Origin of the sequence: Pseudomonas sp. BTN1 (assembly GCF_001907715.1) — a bacterium.
In the GTDB taxonomy this organism is placed as follows: domain Bacteria; phylum Pseudomonadota; class Gammaproteobacteria; order Pseudomonadales; family Pseudomonadaceae; genus Aquipseudomonas; species Aquipseudomonas paracarnis.
The window spans coordinates 158,576-182,940 of the sequence record NZ_MPBM01000034.1 but is presented as its reverse complement, the minus strand read 5'-3'; the positions used below and the strand labels follow the sequence as shown (position 1 = coordinate 182,940).

Sequence of the window (24,365 nt, the reverse complement as noted above, 5' to 3'; positions counted from 1 at the left end):
ACCCTAAGTGGCCGTTACCGCAGGAATGGATATGTACACAATCCAGCTACGTTGACTGTGAGGCCGTCTTCGCAGGCAAGCCAGCTCCCACAGGTCCACGTTAGCGCAACACCGTGGCCCCCTGGCACGCCTGCCCCGCCCGCTCACAGACCTCCCACCCACCACCCAGCGCCTTATAGATCCCCACCACCGCCAAGCGCTGTTCCGTGCGCGCCGCCGTCAACGCCCGGCGGCTGGTGAAGTCCGCGCGTTCGGCCTCAAGCACATCCAGGTACACCCCTTCACCTTGCGCAAACCGCTCACGCGCAAAGCTGGCTGCCTCACGATTGGCCGCCGCTTCCAGCAGCCGCAGGCCCAGGGCATTACCGGCCGTACGGTTGGCCTGGAACGCATCATCGGTTTCCTGCAGGGCTCGCAACACGGTCTGGTCATAAGCGATCAAGGCAGCTTGGGTGCGCGCTTCGCTGGCGGCAATCCGCGCTCGTACGCGCCCGGTGTCCAGCAACGACCAGCGAATCACCGGCGCGATAAAGTTCGACTGCATGCCCGCATCGCCCAGGGCGCTGAGACTTCCGGCCAGTAAACCGATAGAGCCCTGCACCTGGATGTCCGGATACAAGCCAGCGGTTTCCACGCCAATCTGCGCGGTCGCAGCCGCCAGCGTGCGTTCGGCCGTGGCAATATCGGCGCGGCGCGCCAGCAAGCCGGCCGGGTCTCCCACCTGCAACGTGCGCAGGTTCAAGGTTTCACGCCCAGGCCGGGCCAGCGGTGGCTTGAACCCCTGGGGCGCTTGCCCCAGCAGCACCGCCAGCGCGTTGGTTGACTTGGCGCGACGTCGCTCCAGGTCAGGCGCTACCGCCTCGACATTGCGCAACAAGGCCTCGGCCCGCAGCCGGTCGAATTCGGTGGCGGCGCCGACGCTGACCATCTGCCCCACCAGGCCCAGGCTGTCGCGCTGACTCTGGCTGATATCCGCGACCACCGCCTGTTCGGCTTCGATCCCTTGTAACTCGAACCAGGTTGCCGCGACCGTCGCCGCGACGCTCGCTTGCACGCTGCGCAGCAATGCCTGACGCGACCCCGCCTGGGCCTGGGCCGCCTCCACCGAGCGACGCACGCGCCCAAACAAGTCGATTTCCCAGGCTGCATCCACCTCCGCGCGGGTGGTTTCAATAGAGCGCTGCTCGCCGAAGGGAGTCTCGACCTCGCTACGCTGGCGGTGCTCGTAGCCCAGGGCAGCGCCGCCGCTGGGCAGGAAGCCTTGGCGGCTTTCGCGCAGCAACGCCTTGGCTTCGTCCAGTCGCGCGGCAGCGATGCCGATGTCGTGGTTGGCCGCCAGTGCCCGTTGGATCAATTGGCTCAGTGCCGGCTCGTCGAACACTTGCCACCACTGCACCTCTACCTCGCCCGGACCAAGCCCGGCGATGGGCGCGCCGAAGCTCGTCGCCCGCTGCGCAGCAGGCAGCACCGGCGCGGAGTAATCAGGCCCAACCGAGCCGCAACCGGCCAGCAGGGTCAACGACAACAGAAAAGCTGGATACGCCTGTTTCATGATGCGCTCTCCTTTAGCTGCACCTTCGGACTCGCCCCCTGGCGCTGCACGCGCAGCGCCAGGCTGCGCATCACCACATAGAACACGGGCGTCAGGAACAGACCGAACAGCGTCACGCCCAACATCCCGGCAAACACCGCAACCCCCATGGCATGGCGCATCTCGGCGCCTGCCCCACTGGCAAATACCAGCGGGACTACGCCGGCGATAAACGCCAGGGACGTCATCAGGATCGGGCGCAGGCGCAATTGACAGGCGTGGATCACCGCTTCCAATGGGCTGGCGCCTTCGGCTTCGAGGCTGCGGGCAAACTCGACGATCAGGATGGCGTTCTTCGCCGCCAAGCCCACCAGCACCACCAACCCGATCTGCACGAACACGTTGTTGTCGCCCTCCACCAGCCACACGCCGAGGATTGCGCTGAGCAGGCACATGGGCACGATCAGCAACACCGCCAACGGCAGCAGCCAACTGTTGTACTGCGCGGCAAGGATCAGATACGCCAGCAACACACACAGCGGGAAAATAAACAGGGCCGATGACCCGGCGAGCTTTTGCTGGTAGGTCAAATCTGTCCATTCATAGGTCACGCCCTCGGGCAGTACCTCCTGGGCCAGGCGCTCCATGAGCGCAACCGCCTGCCCGGAGCTGACCCCAGGCATCGCGCCGCCAGAGATATCCGCCGAGGGATAGCCGTTGTAGTGAATCACCCGGTCAGGCCCGGAGCTCGGCGTGACCGTGACAAACGCTGATAACGGCAGCATGTCCCCGGCGGCATTGCGCACCTGCAGGCGGCCAATGGCTTCGGCCTGCATGCGGTGGTCCGCATCGGCCTGGGCCGTGACTTTGTAGGTGCGGCCAAACCGGTTGAAGTCGTTAACGTACAGCGACCCCAGATAGACCTGCAGCGACTCGAACACATCCGCCAGGCGCACGCCCTGGCTCTTGACCTGGGTGCGGTCGATGTCGACATTCAGTTGCGGCGCATTGACGTCCAGGCTGGTCATCAGCCCGGCCACTTGGCCTGACTCAGTGGCTTTGGTCATCAGGACCTGGGTCTGCTGCACCAGCGCCTCAAGCCCGACGCCGCCACGGTCCTCGACCTGCAGCTTGAAGCCCCCGGTCACCCCGAGCCCCGGCACCGGTGGCGGCGGGAACACGCCGAGGAAGCCGTCGGGGATGCTCGCAAACTTGGCTTGCAGACGCCCGGCGATGGCGACCGCCGCCATATCCGGCGAGGTGCGCTCTTTGAACGGATCAAGCATCACAAACATCACCGCCGCATTCGGGACGTTGACGAAGCCGTTGACCGACAGCCCCGGGAACGCCACGACGCTCTCGACCCCCGGCTCATCCAGGGCGATTTTCGACATTTGCCGCACCACCGCATCGGTACGCTCCAACGAGGCCGCGTTCGGCAGTTGGGCGATGCCGACCAGGTAGTATTTGTCTTGCATCGGCACGAAGCCGGCCGGTACCGCGTTGAAGCCGAACCAGGTCAACGCGAGCAAACCGCCGTAAGCCAACAGCGCCACGCCGCGACGGCCGACGACCTTGCGCACGGTATTGCCATAGGCTTGTGGCGCTCGCTGAAACGGCCGGCCCAGCACCTCAAGCAGCCGCGTGGCGCGACCACGCAGGCTGCGCGGGTCATGCACCAAGGCCGCATGCCGTGGCCGCAGCAACAGGCCGGCCAGCGCCGGGCTGAGGGTCAACGAGTTGACCGCCGAGAGAATGGTGGAAATCGCGATGGTCAGCGCAAATTGCCGATAGAACTCGCCTTGCAGGCCACTGAGAAACGCGGTGGGAATGAACACCGCCGCCAGCACCGAGGTGATCGCAATGATAGGGCCGGTGACCTCGCCCATCGCCCGTCGCGCAGCCTGCATCGGCTCCTCGCCGTTCTCGATATGCCGCTCGACGTTCTCCACCACCACGATGGCATCGTCGACCACGATGCCAATCGACAGCACCAGGCCAAACAGCGACAAGGTATTGAGGGAGAAGCCCATCAGGTGCATGACCGCAAAGGTGCCAATGATCGACACCGGCACGGCCATCAAAGGAATCAGCGACGCACGCCAGTTGCGCAGGAACACCACCACCACGATCACCACCAGCAGGATCGCTTCCATCAGCGTGATGGCCACCGACTCCAGCGAAGCGCGCACAAACACGGTGGGGTCATAGGCAATCCGCGACACCAGCCCCTCGGGGAAGTTGGTTTGCAGACGCTGCATGGTCTCGCGCACCGACTGCGCCACATCGAGGGCATTGGCCCCTGGGCTCTGGATGATCTGCAAGGCCACCGCCGGCTCGCCGTCCAACAGGCTGCGCAGCGCGTAGGCATCGGCACCCATCTCGATACGGGCCACATCACGCAGGCGCGTGACCTGGCCGTTATCGCCGGTGCGGATGATGATATCGCCGAACTGCTCTTCGTCCGTCAGGCGCCCGAGGGTATTGACCGTGACTTGGAACGCCGCAGTAGAGTCCGGCGCCTGGCCGACCGAGCCGGCGGCCACTTGCACGTTCTGCTCGCGCACGGCAGCAATCACATCACCGGCGGTCAAGCCTCGGGCGGCGATCAGGTCCGGGTCGAGCCACAGGCGCATGCTGTATTCACCCGCGCCCCACACCAGTACATCGTTGATCCCCGGAAGGCGTGACAGCTCATCGCGCACCTGGAGGTAGGCATAGTTGGAGATATAGAGCGGATCATAACGTTGGTCGGGGGACAGCAGGTGGACCACCATGAGGATGTCCGGCGAGGTCTTCTGCGTGACCACGCCCAGGCGCTGCACCTCTTCGGGCAAGCGCGGCAAAGCTCGCGAAACACGGTTCTGCACCTGGATCTGCGCCATGTCCGCGTTGGTGCCCTGGGCGAAGGTCGCGGTCAGGATCATGCGGCCATCGGTGGCCGACTGCGAGGTCATGTAAAGCATGCCCTCGACCCCGGTGATCACCTGTTCCAGCGGCGCTGCCACCGTCTCGGCAATCACCTGCGGGTTGGCCCCCGGATACGACGCGGTCACTTGCACCGTGGGCGGCGTGACGGCCGGGTATTCGCTCAACGGCAAATGGAAGAAGGCCACGATGCCGCCGATCATCATCAACACCGAGAGGACAATGGCGAAGATCGGTCGGTCAATGAAAAAGCGTGGGAAGCTCATTGCACGCCCCCCACCGCCAGCGGCGCCTCAAGCGGCTTGCCCTCGATGCTGGCGGCCAGCGGTGTCACCTGCATGCCGGGGCGCACCAGCCCTTTGACGACAATGCGCTCGCCCGGTTGCAGCCCCTGTTCGATGACCCGCAGGCCGTCGACCACTGGGCCCAGTTCCACCGGGCGGTATTCGGTTTTATCACCTTCACCGACTACCAGCACATAGCGACGGCCCTGGTCGGTGCCGATGGAATGGTCGGCAATCAACACCCGGGGTTGCGCCGCGCCGGTGTCCAGCTTGACCTTGGCGAACAGCCCCGGCGTCAAGCGCCCATCCGGGTTTTCCACCACCGCACGCACGCGCACCGTGCCGGTCTTGCGGTCAGCCGAGTTGGCCAGAAAATCCACGCGACCGGCTCGTGCATACGTGGTGTCGTTGAGCATCGCCACCATGACCTTGGCGGCTTGTTCGCCCTTGGACCCGGCGTGTTGCCGCGTCGCTGCCAACGAATGCAGGTAGGTGCGTTCATCCACATCGAAATACACATGCAAGGGGTCAATGGAAACAATCGTGGTCAGCGCTGTTTCCCCACGGGTGACATAGTTGCCTTCCGTCACCAGGGCGCGGTCGATACGCCCGCTGATAGGTGCGGTGACGCGGGTGTAACTCAGGTCCAGTTGGGCCGTATCCAGCGCAGCCCTGGCGGCCTCCACCTGCGCTCTGCCGGCGTTCAACGAAGCAACGGCGGTGTCGAGACGATCACGTGCCACCACCTTCTTGGCATATAACTGCTCGGCACGGCCATGCTCGGCCTGGGCCAGCAACGCATTGGCCTCGGCCTCGCGCAGACGTGCCTTGGCTGCGTTCACTGCCGCCTGGAACATACGCGGATCGATCACAAACAATGGACTGCCCTTGGCCACGAACTGCCCTTCAGGCACGCTGACACTTTGCAGATAGCCACTGACTCGCGGGCGCAATTGAACCTGGTCGATGGCGGTCAACGAACCGGTGTACTCCACAAACGGCGTCACCGCACGCGCCACCACCTGGGCTACCGGCACGCCAGGGGGCTTGGCGGCCGCGGCTGGCGGTGAATTGTCTGAGCATCCGCCCAGCGTCAACGCTACGGCCAACACCCCGGTGATCAGGCTGACTGGTTTGGTGTACATCGTTCACCCTCCTTGGAATTTTCAAGACAAACCGACACGTGGGTTTTTATCCGGCTTGCCATACTGGGAAGGTCAAGCGCTATAAAACCGGGGGTGTGTTTTGTCTGGGAAATACTTGGAGGTGAATCAAATGGCGGCCAGCGTGGCTTGGTGGCGCTCGGGGTTACCTGTCGAACGCGGCTGAAGGTGGGAGCTGGCTTGCCTGCGAAGGGATCGACCCGGTTTGGTTGATAGACCGAGGTGCCTGCATCGCAGGCAAGCCAGCTCCCACCTTTGGATTGCGCGGTGTCAGCCTGGTATCTGTGGGCTCAGGCTCAGGTCCAGGCGACTACCAGCAAGCCGGCGCCCAACACCAGGCACAACGGCGAATAGAAGTAGGTGTCCAGACGAGCGAACCGCGACCCGCCGACCTTCTTGAAGAACCCCACCAGCTCCGAATCCCCTATCGCTCGGGCAAACATCAGCACGGCAATCGCGCTGATGCCCCACTGCAACGCCCCATGGGACACCGGCGAGAAATACAGCCCGGCGCGCAGGCACACAAGCAAGGCAATCGCCACCAGCCCCATCGCCACCAGAAAAGTGCCCAGCGCCGACGGTTTGAACGCCGGCCTGGGCCCGCTGGCAAACTCTCCGGGCAGTTGCGGGATAGCGGCCAGGCTGCCGAGCTTGCCACCCGCAGCCCAATACAGATGCACCATGCTGATGAAGGTAAATACCCCGACGATCCACCGCGCAATCACAAAGCTCATGGTCGGCGCTCCACAAAAATGTGCGAATGAGGATAGCCGCCCTGAGTTTTTTTGCAGGCATTTCGTCGGTCGCTGATGATAAAGTGCCGCCCCATGAAACTTGCCCGTGCCGACCGTTCACTCATTGCCTGGATGCTCTACTGCTGCGTCCTGTTCAATGTGTTCGCCTGCAGTATTGGTCATGGGCAAAGGGTGGGGATGCAGCTCAACGGCATCAGCGGCCAGTTCTGTACGGTCGACCCACGTACCCAGGCGCCGCTGCCCAGCAACTCGACGGACGAGAACCTGCCAACGCTGTCGAAGGCGTTTGGTTGCCCGCTGTGTTCTACCGGCGGCATGGGCCCGGCGCTCAACTCCCACCTGAATGTGGCGGTCCTGCCGCAACCCCATGCACCGCCTGCTGCGGTGGTGCTTGCCGCTGACATCCCTGCCCGCTTCACCTGGTCTGCGGCTAATCCGCGCGCGCCACCTGCCCTTGCCTGATCCCTGCGCTTACTGATCTGCATCGCCCCGTTTCCGTCAGGAGTACGGGTAGCAGTGCGTTGTTTTCGAGCCAAGTTTTCAGGATTCCAACCATGAAACATTTACCCCTGCTGGCGGGCCTGTTCGGCTGCCTGCCTGTTTGCGCCTCGGCCCTTGAGTTGGCCCCGACCACCATTGACGGCGAGCAAAGTGCCGAGCCTGGGCTGGCCCTGGACCAATCCAGCGGCATGGCCTCGCGCCTGGGCCTGAGCGTGCGGGAAACCCCGGCGTCAGTGGCCATCGCCAACCGCAACGATATCGAGCGCCACGGCGCCAAGACCTTCCGCGATGCGGCCAATACCCTGCCCGGTGTCAACGCCAGCGCCCCGCCCGGTTTTGGCGGTTTTGTCTCGTACCGAGGGTTTACCAGTAGCCAGATCACCCAGATGTTCAACGGCATCAATGTCGCCACGGGCCTGGCGCGGCCGGTGGATGCGTGGATCTATGACCGCGTCGAACTGGTAGGCGGCCCCTCCTCCTTGATCAACGGCGCAGGCTCAGTGGGTGGCTCGCTGAACTACGTGACCAAGCTGGCAAACCGCGAGGAACAGGCCATCGAAGGCCAACTGAGCTATGGCAGCTACGACACCGCCGGTCTGGCGTTCGGCCTCAACCATGCGCTGACCGAACCCGGTGCCGAGGTGCAGCATTACGCCCGCCTGGATGTGAGCCGCAACACCAACCACAGCTACATCGACCGCGACCAGCGCGATGCCTGGAGCGTGGCGTTTTCCCTGCTCAGCGACCTCACCCCCAACCTGTCCCACACCCTGGCCCTGGAATATCAGGACGAACATGAAGACAGCCCGTATTGGGGTACGCCGGTGCTCAACCCCAAGGCCGGTGAACTGAAGATCGACAAGCACAACCGCTTCAATAACTACAACGTTGCCGACGGCCGTTATGAGCAACGCACGATCTGGGCACGTTCAATCATCGACTACCGGATCAACGACAGCACCACACTGAAAAATACCCTCTATCACCTCGACAGCCAGCGCGACTATCGCAACCTGGAGACCTACCAGTACAACGCCGACAACAGCGCGGTGAACCGCTCAACGGCCTATCAGGTGCGGCATCAGGGCGAGCAGAACGGCAACCAGTTCGAACTGCGCCATGACACGAGCGTGTTCGGCCTTGCCACCACCCGGTCGGGTGGTTTTGAGTACAAGGTCAACAGCACCACCAACAGCCCCTTGAACGTGCCGGGCAAAAGTACCGTGGACCCTAACCACTACGACCCAGGGCACTTCTATGATATTCCCGGTACCCAGCCAGGTTTCGTCAAGGACAAGACCAACCAAGTAACCACCAAGGCACTGTTCGTGGAAAACCGTCTGGGACTGACGGATAAGCTCTCGCTGCTGACCGGCCTGCGCTATGACGCCATCGACCTGGACGTGACCAACCACCGCACCATCACCGCCACCAACTCGCGGCACTTCAAGCGCAGTTGGGAGCCGGTGACGGGCCGGGTGGGCCTGACCTATCAGTTCATCCCGTCCGCCAACGTCTATGTGCAATACAGCACCGCCGTCGAACAGCCCAATACCACCACCCAGGTGTTCGACGTGTCCACGGGCAAGCAATGGGAAATCGGCAACAAGTTCGATTACCTGGAAGGTCGGGGCTCCGCCACGGTCGCCGCCTACAAGATCGAACGCAAGGACTTTGCCGTCACCGACCCGCTGGACCCGACCAACAGCATCCCGGTGGGCGCGCAGTCGTCCAAGGGCATCGAACTGGCCAGCTCGTTGCACATCACGCCGAGGCTATTGGCCGAAGGCAACTTCGCCTGGGTGGACGCGCAGTACGATGAGTTCAACGAAAAAACCGCCAGCGGCGAGGTGGTGTCGCGTAAGGGCAATACGCCGACCAACGTGCCCAAGCGCGTGGGTAACCTATGGCTGACCTACGATTTTGCCGAGGATTGGCAAGGTGGGGTGGATGCGCGGTATGTCGCCCAGGTGTACGCGGACAATGCCAATACCCAGACCGTACCGGCCTATACGCTGTTCGGCACCTTCCTGCGCTATAAGCTGGATGCGAACACCTCGGTAACCGGGCGCGTGCGTAACCTGACTAACGAGGTGTACGCAGAGTTTGCCCATGTGTCGCCGGCGTACTATCTGGGATCACCGAGGACGTTTGAGCTGGCCGTACAGACCAAGTTCTAACGCTGCAACGACCGTTGACTTGAAATGCAATTGAATGTGGGAGCTGGCTTGCCTGCGATAGCGGTGGGTCAGCATAAAAATATGTTGTCTGACACTCAGTCATCGCAGGCAAGCCAGCTCCCACATCTTGATCTTCGCTCGATACAAAGACCGCCGGTTACTGGAGGCTCGCCTCGACCTTCTGCGCCACATCGTCCGTCAACCAGGCCTTCCACACTTGCGGATGTTCCTTGAGGAACGCCTGGGCGACCTCCCGAGGCGGCGTGTGGTGTTCGCTCATCGTCGCCAAGGCTTTGTTAAGCGGCTCGATGGGGAACTCGACCTTCTCGAAGAACTGGGCAATCTGTGGGTGTTCCTGCTGGAACGGCGTCGAAACGCCAATGCTCAGCTTGGAAGCCAATGAGCGTGTCGGCTTCGGGTTCGGGTTGTCGGCGTCAGTCAGGGTCTTCCACGCATCTGCATCAAATGGCGGTTCTTCCAGCTGGATCAATTTATAGCGCCCCATCAACGGGGTCGGCGACCAGTAATAGAACAGCACGGGCTTGCCCCGGCGAATCGACGAGGCAATCTCCGCATCCAGCGCCGCCCCCGAACCGCTGCGGAAGTTCACGTAGCTGTCGTCCAGCCCATAAGCCTTGAGCTTCTGTTTGTTGACCACCTCGGAGGTCCAGCCGATGGGGCTGTTGAGAAAGCGCCCCTTGCCTGGGGACTCCGGGTCTTTGAACACGTCCTTGTAGCGCGCCAGGTCCTGTACGCTTTTCAAATCTGGTGCCAGGGGCTTGAGTCCTTTAGAGGGGTCACCCTTGACCACGTATTCCGGCACCCACCAGCCTTCGGTAGCGCCTTTGACGATATCGCCCAGGCCCGCCACCTTGCCTTCGGCTTGCGCCTTGACCCACACAGGGCTGCGGCCTGCCCACTCCTCGCCGATCACCTGGATATCATTCTTGGCCAGGGCGGTTTCCAGGGTGATGGTGGTGCCAGGCAACGTGTCGGTGGGCAGGTCATAGCCCTTCTCGACGATAAAACGCAGTACTTCTGTGATCAGGCTGCCGCTTTCCCAGTTCAGGTCGGCAAAATGCACCGGCGCCTGGGCGGCCGATACCGGCAATGACAGACTCAGGGTCGTCAGGCCCATCGCCAGCAGTGACTTCAATCCTTTCATGCCTTTGCACCTCGCGTTTTCGCAGTCATGGCGAACGGCTTTGCTGCAAATGCGCGAAGCCTCTGAATAGTTAAGTCAACTCAACTGTAGTAGAGGTTCCAAAAGACAAAGAGGCACAACATGTTCAGCGCCTACTCGCTGGCCTTGAAGGTCACCAGCTCACCCTTGCGCCATTTGGCGGCTTTGCCCGTCACGGCTTTCAGGGTTTTGGTCAACCCTTCTTGCAATTGATCGTGGGCAGCGAATACCAGCATCACGCTGTGGCCTTCCTTGAACACGATACCCTGGCCTTCGTTCGACGACACAAAGGCATAGTCGCCGATGCCGTACACAGTCAACTTGATATCGCGAAACCTCAATTCGAACTTTCCACCTTCACGGCTGGGCAACACCGCCGCGCGAAAATGGTCACCCACTTTGAGTTCCAGACGTGGCTTGTCATCCACGACCAGCGCCGTTTCGGTATCGATCTCGGCGATATAAATACCTTCCGGCGTCTGTTCAGTGACGTAGACAAACCGGGATTGAAACTGCTTGACCAACTTTGCGCGCAAATCACCCAGCACGAATAACGCGTGCATATCCAGATTACTGACTGCCAAGGAAACGCCCCCACATCAAAAAAGCACTGGCCGCCAAAGCGAACAGCACAAAAAAATGGCCGTTACGACACGATACAGAGTCATTAAAAAACTGAAGAGAACTCGTAAGGCTAGTACAAACCTCAACGGCGGACCTCATGCGAAGTCAACCGTGATACAGCAAATCACAGGTTCAACGACCCGAGAATACGGGTCTGCCGACTTCAGAGAATAACCCAATTAAAAATGCAGTTTTCCGACATCCCAACACAAAAAAACATCTGGGCATGGAACCAGTCACGAACTACCGACGACAATACTAGAACAGCAACCAGGGTGAAAACCACCCGAAACATCGCAGACAAGCTAACCGGATCGATCGACAGGAGCTGAGCATGCAACGACGTCAACACGACGCTACGTCTTTCCACACTCGTTCACCATGTCCCGACGAACAGCAATACTACTGCCTGCTGAACCTGAATGGGTACTCCAATTCAGTGCTTTACCAAGTTGTACCCGCAGGAAAGAACTTTTTTCATATTCTTGAAGTGCCCAGCGGCAAGATCAAGGGGTTTCGCAGCGATCACATCAAAGCCTGCGAACTGGCCAAGTCCCTTGAAGCCAAGCTATACGCCTCAGGCGGCGGAATCGTTTCGTCGCCTGGATGACTTTACCGCGCCACTGCCCCTCAACAACTGCCATACTGGCCTGTCCATGGAAGTTTGCCCCCCGCGGGTCAGGTTTCATCAACGCAGTTACCTTGAAGGGAAAGCCATACGTGACGGAATTTGATATTGGCGAATTTATTATCCACGGCGATGCGAGAGAAGTAGACGGTGAGTTTCAAGCGGTCATCATCATGCGAGCCAAACCACCGCTGAACAAGGTCACCGCGCACCAAGTGGAAAAAGACCGCTGGTTCAAAACCGCCGACGCAGCAGCCGTCGCTGGCAAAGAGGCGGCCAAGGCACTGAAAGCCGCCGTGGATTGCGGCGCGCTCAATTCCTGACAATCCGATAGAACTCTGGCGTCCCCCAAGCCCTCACATGCATGACGATAAACCCGCTTGGAGAACGTTATGGACACCACGACCCCAACCCTTGAAACCCTGTTCGAACAACTGGGCCTGGATTCCAGCCAGGAAGCCATCGAACGTTTCACCGCCGAACATCGCCTGCCCGATGAGGTAAAACTCATCGACGCGCCATTCTGGAGCGAACAGCAGGCGAACTTCCTCAGGGAACAATTGCACGTCGACGCAGAATGGGCGCCCGCAGTGGATGACCTCAATGCGCTGCTGCATGAACGTCCCCACGTTTGATTCAATGCAGGCTGTCTGACTCTTCACTGCGTAACAGCGCTTGCCAGGCAGCCTGGCATTCCTGCGCCTCGTCCCGGCTGGCGAACGCGGTGCCGCGTTGCTCACCGTTGAGCAACACCACCCAGCAGGCGCGCTGGCCCAGGGCACGAAGGGTTTCAGGCACGCCACTGCCGATCATCACGGCCACATCGACTTTGTTTTGCATGGAGCTTCTCCGCAGCATTAGTTAGCTGGCTAACAATGTTGGCCATGCTACGGTTTTATTCCAGTTGGAAAAAGCTATCTGCGGAATAGCTTCATTGCATAAACAGCAACAATGTAGAGACGGGGACGGCCAGCTCGAGTGCCGCCCCATTCATCAGATCAAGCTTGACGCTGGTGCTTGTCGATCTGCTCGTGGCGCTCTTGCGCTTCGATGCAGTACTTGGTGGTGGGGCTGATCAGCAGGCGCTTGAGGCCGATAGGCTCGCCGCTGTCGTCACACCAGCCAAAGGAATCTTCCTTGATGCGTTCCAGGGCACGCTCAAGTTGCGGCAGCATGCGCTGGTCGCGGTCAATGGCGTTCACCAGCCAGGTGCGCTCTTCTTCGACAGAAGCCGCGTCAGCCGGGTCGGCCGGGGTGTCCAGGCTTTCAATGGCGATACGGTTCTGCTCAATGCGCTCGTGGTGTTCCACCTTCATGTCTTGCAGCAACTTCTCGAAAAAAGCGTGCTGTTCGGCATTCATGTAGTCATCCGCCGGCATGGCCAGCAACTTTTCCTTTGTCATTGATTTCTCTATAAAAAATACGTGCATTAAGGCGAATAAGGGAGCGTTCCGCAAGGCCTGTGCAGGTCTCGGAAGGGCGCCGTCCATTTCAAGCGCCACCCGGCACTCAATTTACGAGGGGCGGCAGTCTAAGGCCGACTTGAGGGCGCAGCAACTGAAAAGACAGGCATTTTTTCCCGATTAACCCCCAAAGGCACCAGGACGGGCTTGGCGAATGGTCATCGGAGTGCGTTTATAGCAAGAAATTCAGTGTTGTGGAGCTATATAGAAGACAAACGGTTGAAAGTGCCTCATCCCCTGTAGGAGCGAGCTTGCTCGCAAAGAACTCAAGGACACCGCGTTCAGTCAGAAAGCCCGCGTTATCTTTGCAGCTTTTGCGAGCAAGCTCGCTCCTACAGGGCAGGAACTCAGCGCTTGAGCTTGCGCTTGTTGCGGTATTGGTCGATCACCACCGCCACCACAATGATCAGGCCCTTGATGATGTCCTGGATATACGCATCCACCCCGACAAAGGTAAACCCGCTGGCCATCACCCCGAGGATCAACGCGCCGATCACCGTGCCGGTGATGCGCCCTACTCCACCGGCCAGGCTGGTACCGCCGATCACTGCGGCGGCAATCGCGTCCAGCTCGTAGGACATGCCCATGCCGGCTTGCCCCGTCGCTGCACGTGCCGAGGCAACCACACCGGCCAGGCCCGCCAGGAGACCGGCGATGCTATAGACGATGATCAAGTGACGCTTGACGTTGATCCCCGAAGTGCGCGCCGCTTGCATGTTGCCGCCGATGGCATAGGTGTACTTGCCGTACTTGGTGTAACGCAGGGCAATGTGGAAGATCACCGCCACCACCAGGAAGATAATCACCGGCATCGCGCCATGGCCGATCGCCGTGTAGGAGTCCGAGAGCATGCTCACCGGCTGACCTTCGGTGTAATAGCGCGCCAGGCCACGGGCCGAGACCATCATGCCCAGGGTTGCGATAAACGGCGGAATGCCGGTGACCGCAATAATGCTCCCGTTGATCGCGCCCGCCAAAAGCCCCACGCCCAAGCCCATCGCCACCGGGATCCACACCGGCAAATCGGTGAGGGACGGAAACACCGCCCGGGAAAAGTCGGAGGTCTGCGCCAGGCTGGCGGCGATCATCGCTGACAAGGCCAGCACCGAGCCGGACGACAAATCGATGCCCGTGGTAATGATCACCTGGGTCACACCGATGGCCAGCAGGCCGATGATCGACACCTGCAGGATCATCAGCACCAGACGCTGGGAGTTCATTAGAAAGCTCTGGTCGCGCACGATCCAGCCAAACAGTTCAAACACCAGGCCGATACCGATCAGCACCAGGAAGATACTCAGCTCGGTGGGCATGCGTCGACGGTTCTTGACCGGTGCGGTTGCCGGCTTGTTGTCTGTTATTGCGTTCATAACCCATCACCTTCTTATTCTGTAGATCAGTGGACTGCGGTCATCCCGGAAGCCAACTGCATGACTTTTTCCTGGGTCGCCTCGGCGCGATCCAGGGTGCCCATCAGTTCACCTTCGTGCATTACCATCACCCGGTCGCTCATGCCGAGCACTTCGGGCAGTTCGGAAGAAATCATGATCACCGCCATGCCCTCGCTGGCGAGGAAGGCGATCAAGCGATAGATCTCAGCCTTGGCGCCCACATCGATACCACGCGTCGGCTCATCGAGGATCAGCAAGCGTGGGTTGGTCATCAGCCAGCGCGCCAGCAAGGCCTTTTGCTGGTTGCCACCGGACAAGGTGTCGATGCATTGCTCCAGGGACGGGGTTTTCACCCGCAGCTTCTTGCACATGTCTTCACACAGGGCACGCAAGGCCTTCTGCTGGATAAAACCGTTGCCCGAATAGTGCGGCAGCACCGCCATCTCCATGTTCTCCAGCACCGACAGGCACGGGAACAGGCCGCTGAGCTTGCGGTCCTCGGTCAACAGCGCAAAGCCTTTCTCAATGGCCATATGCGGGTCGGTAATGCGCACCGCCTTGCCGTCCAGGGTGATTTGCCCGCTGGAGCTTGGGGTGATACCAAAAATGGTTTCCGCCACGTTGGTGCGCCCGGAGCCCATCAGCCCGGCGATACCGAGGATCTCCCCGGCGTGCAGGTCGAACGATACGTCCTTGAACACGCCGTCCAGGCTCAGGTCGCGCACCGACAGCAGCAACTCGCCAATAGGCGTTTCGCGCACCGGAAACAGCTGGCTCAATTCACGCCCGACCATCATCGAGATGAGGCTGTCGCTGTTCAGGCTGTCGGCCCGTTGCAAGCCGATGTATTGGCCGTCGCGGAACACCGCCACTTCATCGGCGATGGCGAACACTTCGTTCATCTTGTGGGTGATATAGACGATGCCTTTGCCCTGGGACTTGAGGTCGGCAATGATCGAAAACAGGTGGGCCACTTCCTTATCGGTAATGGCCGAGGTGGGTTCATCCATGATCAGGATGTCGGAGTCGTAGGACACTGCCTTGGCAATCTCGACCATCTGCCGTTCGGCAATGCTCAGGTTGCCGACCTGTTCTTCCGGGTCGAGGTTGATGCGCAGGCGCGCCAGCAACTCGGCGGTGCAACGGTGCATTTCGCGGTGGTTGACCATGTGCAGGCTGTTGAGCTGTTCGCGGCCGATCCAGATGTTCTCGGCGATGCTCATATGGGGCATCAGGTTGAGTTCCTGGTGGATCATCGCGATCCCGGCCTTTTGCGCGGCCAGCGGCGTTTCAAAGGTGATCGGCTTGCCACGCAGGCGAATCTCGCCGGCGTCGGGCTGGTAGATGCCGGCAATGATCTTCATCAGCGTCGACTTACCCGCGCCGTTCTCGCCCATCAACGCCAGCACCGTGCCGGGGCGCACCCGCAGTTGCACATCGTCCAGGGCCACGACACCGGGAAAGCCTTTGCTGATGTTGAGGATTTCCAGCAGGTAGGGTTCGTCCAGCGCCAGCGCCGGTTGAGCGGCGGGCTGCGACGTGGCGGCTTGAGCAAGCATAGGGAGGTACTCCATCTGCAGGACGGCCGTAACCGCCCTGCCGGCTTATTGTTGTGGTGTCAGGGCTACTTGAAGTCTTTGACGTTGTCCGGGGTGATCAACTGGAACGGGATCACCACGTTCTGCTCGACCGGCTCGTTCTTGGCCATCTTGCGCGCCGCCTCTACCGAACCCACCGCCTGGCCTTTGGCATCCTGAAACGCCGACACGGTCATGTCGCCTTTGGTGATCGCGTTCAAGCCATCGGGCGTGCCGTCGACACCGGCAATCAACACGCTGCCTTTTTCCTTGCCGGCCGATCTCAGGGCCATGGACGCACCGATCGCCATCTCATCGTTGTTGGCCAGCACCGCATTGAACTCCCGGCCCTGGGTCAGCCAGTCGTTGACCAGGGTCATGCCCCTGTCACGCAACCAAATGCCGGTTTGCTCCTGCTCGATCTTGATGTCCGGGTACTTGGCCAGCACTTCCTTCACGCCCTTGGTGCGATTGGTGGTGGAGTTGTTCGCCAGGTCGCCCAAAAGAATCACGATCTTGCCCTTGCCGCCGAGCTTTTCGGCGATGTACTGCATTTGCAGGCGGCCGGCCTCGACGTCATCGGAGGTCACGGCCACCACGTCCTTGGGCAAGTCTTTCTGGTCAGGACGGCGGTTGACGAACACCAGCGGGATACCCGCCTTGGTGGCGGCACTGATGATGTTCTTGGTCGACGCGGTATCGACCGGGTTGACGATAATCGCGTCGACCTTCTGGCTGATGAAGTTCTCGACCTGGCTCAACTGCTTGACCACATCGGCGCGGGCATCTTCGAACTGCAGTTGCACGCCATCGCCTTTTGGATAGGACTTGGCTTGCTTGTCCATGTCCTCGCGCAGGTAAGTGAGGAAGGTGTCATCGAACGCGGACATCGTCACGCCCACCTTGAGGTCGGCGGCGCCGGCAACGCCACTGGCCAGCAGCATGGACAGGGCCAGGGCGGTAAAACGGATCGGGGTCTTCATGAACGGTCTGTCTCCACTTTCTTGTTGGTTTTTTTCGACGTTGCGTTGATCAGGACTCGGCTGTCAGTCGCACCACCGGCGCGCCAGGAATGCAGCACACCAGCGCGCCCTGGTTTTCGACGCACAGCACATTCAGGAAGGAGAAGTAGAACGGCCGGGCGCGGGGCAGTCCGCGTGGCGCTTGGAGGGGGCGTAAAACTCGCAGTACAGCGTTGAAGATTTTCATCTGACGGTACCTGGTTGTTTTTGATCTTGTTTTTGTTGAGTCGCCCGTAGGTTCCGGGACGTACTTTATGCAACCTGGAAAAGACTGTATTAGAAAATAATTTCCATATCAACTTGTTTTAGAATTTTATTCTATTTTTGTCGAGACCACCTGCTGGCGCTCAGCGCTCAACCGTGCGGCATCCAATATACGGGTGGTTTCCAGGGCGTCATAGGCGTTGACCGGCAGCGGCCCCTGCCCCACCACGGCCGCTTGCAACTGCCGATAGAATTGGGGCCAGCAGCCCTTCTCCGACGGCACCCGCTCACGCTCCGACCCTTGTTCGAACCAGCCCCAGCGTCGGTGCTCCTCAGCGCCCCAGTGGTCACCTTCGGTTTTCGGCGACTTGCCGGCCAGCAGCACTTCTTCTTGGCCGTCCAGGCCGTCGATGGTGTAGCAACCCAGGCTGCCACTGACGCGAAATCGCGGCGCCTGGCTGTTCTGCAACGCGTTGCCCCACAGGTGCGATATCACGCCGTTGGCATGAGTGAGGGAGACAAAGAAGCCGTGGTCCACGGTGGGATGTTCTGGTGTGTAGTGCAATTGGGCGAACACCCGCTCCACCGGTCCGAACAGTTGCAACGCCTGGTCCACCAGATGGCTGCCCAGGTCGCGCAGCCATCCTCCACCGCTGGCATTGCCCACAGCTTGCGGGCTGTAGCGCTCCACGCGGGATTCAAAGCGGGTGATGGTGCCCAAGGCGCCAGCGTCGATCAGTTTGCGCAGGGTCAGGTAATCCGAATCCCAGCGCCGATTCTGATAAACACTGAGCAACGAGCCCTGACGCTCGGCAGCGGTAATCAGGGCCTGGGCTTGTTCGGCGTTGGCGGCAAAGGGCTTGTCGCTGACCACCGCCACCCCGTGCTCGATGGCTTCCAGCACCAAGGCCGGGCGACCTTTGAGGGTGGTGGAAATCACCAGGGCATCGACGCCGGCTTCGACGATCTGGCCGATGGAGTCAAAGGCTTTGACACCTGGAAGATCAGTACTCAATTGCTGGCGACGTTCGGGTGAACGCGTCACCACGCCGACAAAGGTGGCGCCAGGCAGGGTGGCGATCAGCGGCGCATGAAAAAAGCGCCCACCGTGGCCATAGCCCACTAGTCCGATTCGCATGCTCAACTCCAGAATTGATTTGGGAACCCAAGCAACTGTGGGAGCTGGCTTGCCTGCGATAGCAGTGTGTCAGGCACTGAATCTGCCACTGATAGACCGCTATCGCAGGCAAGCCAGCTCCCACAGTGTTAACCACATTTCTTCAGTGAGTTAGCCGTAGAAGTGTGGGCGATCTGGCAGGCTGACTTTCACAATCTGCCCACTGCCCTGGGCTTCAATACACGCATCTGCCGCCACCGCCGCCGCAAACCCATCCCAGGCCGACGGCCCGCCGACCTGCCCGGCCAGCACGCTGTCGATAAATGCCTGCAACTCCACGTCATAGGCACCGATAAACCTATCCTTCCAATCCATCAGGATCGCGTTGGACAGCTTCGCGTCGCTGCGCAGTTGCACCTGAGATGGCTCCGGCAACTTGGCGATACCGCTCTCCCCCACCACCTCACACTGGATGTCGTAGCCGTATTGGCAGTTCACAAACACTTCCACGTCGATACGCGTGCCTTTGGCAGTTTCCAGCAGCACGATCTGTGGGTCGCGCAGGTGCGCCAACGCCTTGCTGGTCTTGCGCGGGAACACCACCTGCACGGACACGTAGTCGTCGTTGAGCAGCCAACGCAGCACGTCCAGCTCATGGATCAGGGTATCGGTGATCGCCATGCCGGTGTTGTAGTTCTCGCCCACCGTGGGGTTACGGTGCGCGCAGTGCAGCATTAACGGCTCGCCAATCTGGCCGCTGTCGATCACCGCCTTGAGGGCGCGGTAGCCTTGATCATAAGGGCGCATGAAGCCCACCTGGACCAGACGCTTACCGTGTGCCACTTCGGCCTCGACAATGTTGCGGCAGCCCTCGGCCGTCACCGCCAGGGGTTTCTCACAGAACACCGGTTTGCCGGCGGCGATGGCGGCCAGTACGAACTCTTCGTGGCTGGGGCCCCACGAGGTCACGAGGATCGCTTCGACCTCCGGCGAACTGATCAGCATCTGACCATCCGGATACACCTCGGCATCCAGTTTCAAGTCCGCCACCACCTGGGCAGCCTGATCAAGGTTGATATCAGTGACCGCCACCACCTGGCTGTTGAGCAGGGTCTGGCTGCAACGACGAATATGGTCCCGGCCAATGGCGCCCGTACCAATCACTCCAAGCTTCAAAGACATGCAAACACTCCTCTTGTTGTTAGTACTGCCGGGCCTTGGCCAGGTGTTCATTGAGTTTTTTTGCCGCTGCATTCGTGCGTTCACTGGTGGACACCTGCGCCACACCCACCCGCCACCACGACAGGTAGCCGTGGATCATGGTCTTGGGCAGCACCTTGATATCGATCAGGGTCGAGACGGTTTGCGTGCGCGCATCGGCCAGGGCCGCTTCCAGCTGCTCTACCGTGCTGACCTTGTAGGTCTTGCAGCCATAGGCCGCCGCACTCATGGCGAAATCCACCGGCACTAGGCCGCCGTCGAGCTTGCCGCTCTCGGGGTTACGAAAGCGGAACTCCGTACCGAAGCTGTCCATGCCGTTGCCGATCTGCAGGTTGTTGATGCAACCGAACGCCATGTTATCCAACAGCACCACGTTGATCTTGCGGCGCTCCTGGATCGAGGTGGCCAGCTCCGAGTGCAGCATCATGTAGGAGCCATCGCCAACCAGGGCGTACACCTCCTTGCTTGGCTCGGCCAGCTTCACGCCCAGGGCAGCGTTGATCTCGTAGCCCATGCATGAATAGCCATATTCGACGTGGTAGGTGTTGACGCCCTTGCTGCGCCAGGCACGCTGCAAATCGCCGGGCAGGCTGCCGGCGGCAGCCACGATGATTGCGTCATCGGCCAGGCGTGCATTGAGCACGCCGAGCACCGCGCTTTGGGTCAGGCACGAACCGGTCAGCTCGATGAATTCCCGCAGGACGGCACGGTCCAGGTGGTCGTCGACTTCGGGGACAAACTCATCGCCCTGGTAGTGCACCTGATGCACGCGGTCCACTTCGGCGTCGAGTTGCGCCTTCGCGTCAGCGACCTGTCCGCCCCAGCCCGAACGGTAATCGTCCAGGGCATCGGCCAGTGCTTCAAGCGCAACTTTCGCATCGGCCAGCACTTGCACACCGTCCAGCTTCAACGCATCGCAGGGGCTGATATTGAGGTTGAGAAACTTCACCTCGGGGTGCTTGAACAGCGATTTTGACGAGGTGGTGAAGTCGGTATAACGAGTGCCGATGCCAATAATCAGGTCGGCCTCAGGCGCCAGCAGGTTAGCCGCCAGGCAGCCGGTTTCGCCGATGCCGCCGACGTTCAACGGATGGCTGGAAACCACGACGCTCTTGCCCGCCTGAGTTTCCGCGAAAGGAATATCGAAACGCTCGGCAAAGGCTTGCAGTGCCTGGTTGGCGCCGGAGTACTTGACCCCGCCGCCGCAAATGATCAGCGGCTTGCGCTTGCCGCGAAACGCAGCCAGCGCGTCACCGATCATGGCGCTGGTGGCCGGGCGTCGGTCGATGCGGTGCACGCGTTTTTGCAGGAAATAGTCGGGGTAGTCCCAGGCTTCGGCTTGTACATCCTGGGGCAAGGCCAGGGTCACCGCGCCGGTTTCAGCCGGGTCGGTCAGCACGCGCATGGCATGGATCGCCGCGGTCATCAGTTGCTCCGGGCGGTTGATGCGGTCCCAGTATTTGCTTACGGAGCGGAAGGCGTCGTTGGTACTGATGCTCAGGTCGTGGAATTGCTCGATCTGCTGCAACACCGGGTCGGGCTGGCGGCTGGCATAGACATCACCGGGCAGCAACAGCAACGGGATGCGGTTAGCGGTGGCGGTGGCTGCGGCGGTGAGCATATTGGCCGCGCCCGGCCCGACCGAGGCCGTGCATGCATAGATCTTGCGGCGCAGGTGCTGCTTGGCAAACCCGATGGCGGCATGGGCCATGCCTTGTTCGTTGCGGCCCTGGTGCACCACCAAGTCGCCGCTGTCCTGCTCCAGAGCCTGGCCGAGGCCCAACACATTGCCATGCCCGAAAATAGTGAATACCCCGGCGACGAACTTACTCTGTACGCCATCGACCTCGATGTATTGATTATCCAGAAACTTCACCAGGGCCTGGGCCATGGTCAATCTTGTTGTGGTCATCACTTGCACCTTGTGTGACTGCAATTGAAGTGTTCAACACCGATCCACTGTGGGAGCTGGCTTGCCTGCGATAGCGGTCTATCAGTTGCACATGTATTGCCTGACACACCGCTATCGCAGGCAAGCCAGCTCCCATATTTTTGATCGCGTTATGGCAAGGGCTTTTGCAAATACGCCATGCTGCTGCCCAATGCCTGCCGGATATCCGCCAACCCATGCACGCTTTCGGCAAACGGCTCAAACGACAAATAGCCGCTGTAGCCAGTGCTGAGCAAGGTGTCGATCTGCGCCGCATTCCCGAGGATATCGTCCTCGCCCACCAGCACGCGGTGGCCGTCGCGGATCGAGTCGAGCGGCGCCTCGCGGTCTTCCACCCCGGAGATATGCACCAGCCCGGTCAGCTCCGGGAAGAACTCATGCTCGCCGGCCAGGTGATGGTGAAAGGTGTCGTGCACCACACGAAACACATCCAGGCCACCGATGGCCTTGATGGCATCCACTGCCACGCGCTTGCGGCGCAGGGCGGATACGGTGAAGCCCAGAGGCTCGATGAAACCCAGAATCCCGTACTCGCGCAGGATCAACGCCAGCTCGCTCAACGCCGTGCGCAAACCGGCGGCGCGCTGCGCGTCGTTGCGCGTATCACCAGGCTGATTGAACGGGCACATCACCAGGCCCTGGGCCCCGCACTCACGGGCATAGGTGGCCAGTTCGATTGCCTGGGCACGGCGTTCGTCGTTCCACACATCAAAGGGGTACAGCGCGTTGATCGACAACACCTTGATGCCCTGCGCGGCGCACAACTCACGCACGCGGGTGGCGGACATGCCGTATTCGATCTCGCGGTTCTTGAGGTCGTTGCGGATCTCGATGGCATCGCACTGAAGGGCTTTGGCCAACTGGATAAAATCCGCCAGGGGCAAATCAGGCGCGACCATACGGTTAAGGGCAAAACGTAGCGGCGACTTCATTGTTGTTGTTCTCCGTCCAAAACCGTTTAAAGGTCCAGCAGCCAGCTGTGCTGCGGGTCGTTATGGAAATGCCAGGCGCGCTTGGGGCCGGCCATGACGTTGAGGTAATAAGACTCGTAGCCGTAAGGCACGCTGACCGGGTGATACCCCTTGGGCACCACCACCAGGTCGCTGTTTTCCACGGCCATGGCCTGGTCGATGCTGCGATCATCCGTGTACACACGCTGGAACACGAAGCCCTGGGGCGGGTTGACCTGGTGGTAGTAGGTCTCTTCCAGAAAGCTCTGGTGCGGCAGGTCGTCAGTGTCGTGCTTGTGCGGCGGGTAGCTGGAGGAATGCCCGGACGGCGTGCGCACTTCCACCACCAGCAGCGAATGGGCCGGCTCGCTGTCAGGCAGGATATCGCACACGTAACGGGTATTGGCGCCTTTGCCGCGCACACTGCGCTTGCACTGCTCGGGGCGGATCAAGCGCGGGGCAAAACCCGTAGCACCCGGCGCTGCGCAGACGGCAATCTGCACGTCGCTCAGGGCCGTGACTCGGGCGTCAGTGCCCGGCGGCAAATAGGCGGCGAACGGTGACTTGTCTTCGAACACCGACTGGCGATCCCCCAGGTTCTGCCAATTGAAGCCTTCGCCTTCAATATTCACCCGACCGCTGAGCAGCACCAGGCACAGTTCCTGATCGCCCGCACTGACCGGCAGGGTTTCACCCAGGCTCAGGCGGTAGGCGGCAAAGCCTACGTACTCCAGGCGACTCGCCTCCAGGGCAACCATGGTTTGCCCGCGTTTGCTGCTTTTGACCAACAAGCTCATCACTCAAGTCCTCTGGTTGAGAAGCGCACGCAGGGTGTCGTAACCCTTCTTGGCATAGATATAGCTGGGCGCCACGGCCGGGTCCTGCTCGGCTTCCACCACCAGCCAGCCCTTGTAGTTCGCCGCGAGCAACACATCCAGCAACGGTGCGAAGTCGATATCACCATCGCCGGGCACGGTAAAAGTGCCGTTGACGATGCAGTCCGGGAAGCTCCACATCTGGTTACGCGCCAGTTGCACCACGGGTTTGCGTACATCCTTGAAATGCACATGGCAGACGCGGTCGATATGCTTGCGCAGCACCTCGATGGGTTCGCCGCCGCCCATGTAGCAGTGGCCCGAATCGAACAGCAAGCCGACTTCCGGGCCCGTGCGTTTCATCAACTGGTCGATGTCCTCGGGGGATTCGACGTACGCGCCCATATGGTGGTGATAGGCCAGGCGCACGCCCTGGGACAGGGTGAAACGCGCCAGCTCGGTAAGCTTGTCGGCGTAAGCCTGCCAGGCCTGTTCACTGTGAAAACGCGGGCGCTCGATCAGGCGGATGCGCGAGCCCTGGATCGAGTCAGCCACTTCGCCGTATACCAGTACCGAGGCGCCGTTGTGTTTGAGTAGTTCGACATGGGCGGCAATCGCCTCGATTTCTTCAGCCACCGAACGGTGGGCCAGACGGCTGGAGTACCAACCGGACACCAGCGCCAGGTCATAAGGACGCAGCACGTCAGCGACGCCCTTGGCATCCTTGGGGAATTTGCCGTTGAGTTCAAAACCTTCGTAGCCGATGTCCTTGCCTTCGCTCAGGGCCGTGCTCAGCGGGGTCTCACCGCCGAGGGCCGGGAGGTCGTCGTTGCTCCAGGAGATCGGGTTGATGCCAATTCGGATTGCGGGCATGGCT

23 protein-coding genes are annotated in these 24,365 nt (G+C 60.8%); 5 read left to right on the top strand and 18 right to left on the bottom strand.

The window, feature by feature from the left end:
* Positions 1-100: 100 nt before the first annotated feature.
* The 4 genes from BMH52_RS17925 to BMH52_RS17910 all read right to left on the bottom strand — a co-directional run bounded on the left by BMH52_RS17925 (position 101) and on the right by BMH52_RS17910 (position 6,640).
* Positions 101-1,552 (bottom strand): efflux transporter outer membrane subunit, encoded by a 1,452-nt coding sequence (locus tag BMH52_RS17925; RefSeq protein ID WP_073844514.1) that lies wholly within the window; start codon positions 1,550-1,552, stop codon positions 101-103.
* Positions 1,549-4,725, bottom strand: coding sequence for an efflux RND transporter permease subunit (locus tag BMH52_RS17920; protein WP_019817196.1), 3,177 nt, complete (start codon positions 4,723-4,725; stop codon positions 1,549-1,551). The genes BMH52_RS17925 and BMH52_RS17920 overlap by 4 nt, the downstream gene beginning before the upstream one ends.
* The gene (locus BMH52_RS17915; protein WP_073844512.1) at positions 4,722-5,888 is read right to left on the bottom strand and encodes an efflux RND transporter periplasmic adaptor subunit; all 1,167 of its coding nucleotides are present in this window, start codon (positions 5,886-5,888) and stop codon (positions 4,722-4,724) included. Before BMH52_RS17915 ends, BMH52_RS17920 begins: the two co-directional genes overlap by 4 nt.
* A gap of 314 nt (positions 5,889-6,202) precedes the next feature.
* A complete protein-coding gene (locus BMH52_RS17910) occupies positions 6,203-6,640 on the bottom strand; it encodes a DUF3995 domain-containing protein (RefSeq protein ID WP_014718756.1) in 438 nt (145 codons plus the stop codon).
* Between the two features lie 93 nt (positions 6,641-6,733).
* Between BMH52_RS17910 and BMH52_RS17905 the strand changes: the two genes are divergently transcribed.
* Both BMH52_RS17905 and BMH52_RS17900 read left to right on the top strand, forming a co-directional pair.
* Positions 6,734-7,123: a DUF2946 domain-containing protein gene (locus BMH52_RS17905; protein ID WP_073844510.1), complete on the top strand. Its 390-nt coding sequence runs from the start codon at positions 6,734-6,736 to the stop codon at positions 7,121-7,123.
* A 92-nt stretch (positions 7,124-7,215) separates the two neighbouring features.
* On the top strand, positions 7,216-9,342 hold the full coding sequence (locus tag BMH52_RS17900) for a TonB-dependent siderophore receptor (RefSeq protein WP_073844508.1): 2,127 nt from the start codon (positions 7,216-7,218) through the stop codon (positions 9,340-9,342).
* Between the two features lie 157 nt (positions 9,343-9,499).
* Here the strand turns inward: BMH52_RS17900 and BMH52_RS17895 are convergent, their stop codons facing one another.
* Together BMH52_RS17895 and BMH52_RS17890 are read right to left on the bottom strand one after the other, a co-directional pair.
* The gene (locus BMH52_RS17895; protein WP_058410531.1) at positions 9,500-10,507 is read right to left on the bottom strand and encodes an ABC transporter substrate-binding protein; all 1,008 of its coding nucleotides are present in this window, start codon (positions 10,505-10,507) and stop codon (positions 9,500-9,502) included.
* Positions 10,508-10,638: 131 nt separating this feature from the next.
* Positions 10,639-11,088 (bottom strand): hypothetical protein, encoded by a 450-nt coding sequence (locus tag BMH52_RS17890; RefSeq protein ID WP_019817194.1) that lies wholly within the window; start codon positions 11,086-11,088, stop codon positions 10,639-10,641.
* Positions 11,089-11,483: 395 nt separating this feature from the next.
* Here BMH52_RS17890 and BMH52_RS17885 point away from each other — a divergent pair, with 395 nt between their 5' ends.
* The 3 genes from BMH52_RS17885 (at position 11,484) to BMH52_RS17875 (ending at position 12,412) form a co-directional block, all read left to right on the top strand.
* A complete protein-coding gene (locus tag BMH52_RS17885; protein WP_032872432.1) occupies positions 11,484-11,759 on the top strand; it encodes a hypothetical protein in 276 nt (91 codons plus the stop codon).
* Positions 11,760-11,869: 110 nt separating this feature from the next.
* Positions 11,870-12,100, top strand: a complete 231-nt coding sequence (locus tag BMH52_RS17880) for a hypothetical protein (RefSeq protein WP_014718762.1) — start codon at positions 11,870-11,872, stop codon at positions 12,098-12,100.
* 69 nt (positions 12,101-12,169) lie between these two features.
* Positions 12,170-12,412, top strand: coding sequence for a DUF2789 domain-containing protein (locus tag BMH52_RS17875; RefSeq protein ID WP_072434054.1), 243 nt, complete (start codon positions 12,170-12,172; stop codon positions 12,410-12,412).
* Between the two features lies 1 nt (position 12,413).
* On the opposite strand, the gene BMH52_RS17870 is transcribed toward BMH52_RS17875, so the two are convergent.
* The 12 genes from BMH52_RS17870 to iolE form a co-directional block, all read right to left on the bottom strand.
* Entirely contained in the window at positions 12,414-12,617 is a 204-nt protein-coding gene (locus tag BMH52_RS17870; RefSeq protein WP_014718764.1) for a hypothetical protein, read from the bottom strand.
* 158 nt (positions 12,618-12,775) lie between these two features.
* A complete protein-coding gene (locus tag BMH52_RS17865) occupies positions 12,776-13,180 on the bottom strand; it encodes a TraR/DksA C4-type zinc finger protein (RefSeq protein WP_003191666.1) in 405 nt (134 codons plus the stop codon).
* 407 nt (positions 13,181-13,587) lie between these two features.
* Positions 13,588-14,610, bottom strand: a complete 1,023-nt coding sequence (locus BMH52_RS17860; protein WP_003191668.1) for an ABC transporter permease — start codon at positions 14,608-14,610, stop codon at positions 13,588-13,590.
* Positions 14,611-14,636: 26 nt separating this feature from the next.
* Positions 14,637-16,190 (bottom strand): sugar ABC transporter ATP-binding protein, encoded by a 1,554-nt coding sequence (locus BMH52_RS17855; protein WP_072434053.1) that lies wholly within the window; start codon positions 16,188-16,190, stop codon positions 14,637-14,639.
* Positions 16,191-16,255: 65 nt separating this feature from the next.
* Complete coding sequence (locus BMH52_RS17850; protein ID WP_014718766.1) at positions 16,256-17,191, bottom strand: sugar ABC transporter substrate-binding protein; 936 nt, start codon at positions 17,189-17,191, stop codon at positions 16,256-16,258.
* Between the two features lie 49 nt (positions 17,192-17,240).
* The gene (locus tag BMH52_RS29310) at positions 17,241-17,417 is read right to left on the bottom strand and encodes a hypothetical protein (RefSeq protein WP_003191673.1); all 177 of its coding nucleotides are present in this window, start codon (positions 17,415-17,417) and stop codon (positions 17,241-17,243) included.
* Positions 17,418-17,543: 126 nt separating this feature from the next.
* Positions 17,544-18,572, bottom strand: coding sequence for a Gfo/Idh/MocA family oxidoreductase (locus tag BMH52_RS17845; protein WP_032901667.1), 1,029 nt, complete (start codon positions 18,570-18,572; stop codon positions 17,544-17,546).
* Between the two features lie 150 nt (positions 18,573-18,722).
* Positions 18,723-19,733, bottom strand: coding sequence for a Gfo/Idh/MocA family protein (locus BMH52_RS17840; RefSeq protein ID WP_073844506.1), 1,011 nt, complete (start codon positions 19,731-19,733; stop codon positions 18,723-18,725).
* Between the two features lie 19 nt (positions 19,734-19,752).
* Positions 19,753-21,684 (bottom strand): 3D-(3,5/4)-trihydroxycyclohexane-1,2-dione acylhydrolase (decyclizing), encoded by a 1,932-nt coding sequence (gene iolD, locus BMH52_RS17835; RefSeq protein ID WP_073844504.1) that lies wholly within the window; start codon positions 21,682-21,684, stop codon positions 19,753-19,755.
* Between the two features lie 149 nt (positions 21,685-21,833).
* Entirely contained in the window at positions 21,834-22,655 is an 822-nt protein-coding gene (locus BMH52_RS17830; RefSeq protein WP_073844502.1) for a TIM barrel protein, read from the bottom strand.
* A gap of 26 nt (positions 22,656-22,681) precedes the next feature.
* Positions 22,682-23,470 (bottom strand): 5-deoxy-glucuronate isomerase, encoded by a 789-nt coding sequence (iolB, locus tag BMH52_RS17825; protein WP_073844500.1) that lies wholly within the window; start codon positions 23,468-23,470, stop codon positions 22,682-22,684.
* A 3-nt stretch (positions 23,471-23,473) separates the two neighbouring features.
* The gene (gene iolE / locus BMH52_RS17820; RefSeq protein WP_019817189.1) at positions 23,474-24,361 is read right to left on the bottom strand and encodes a myo-inosose-2 dehydratase; all 888 of its coding nucleotides are present in this window, start codon (positions 24,359-24,361) and stop codon (positions 23,474-23,476) included.
* Between the last annotated feature and the right edge of the window lie 4 nt (positions 24,362-24,365).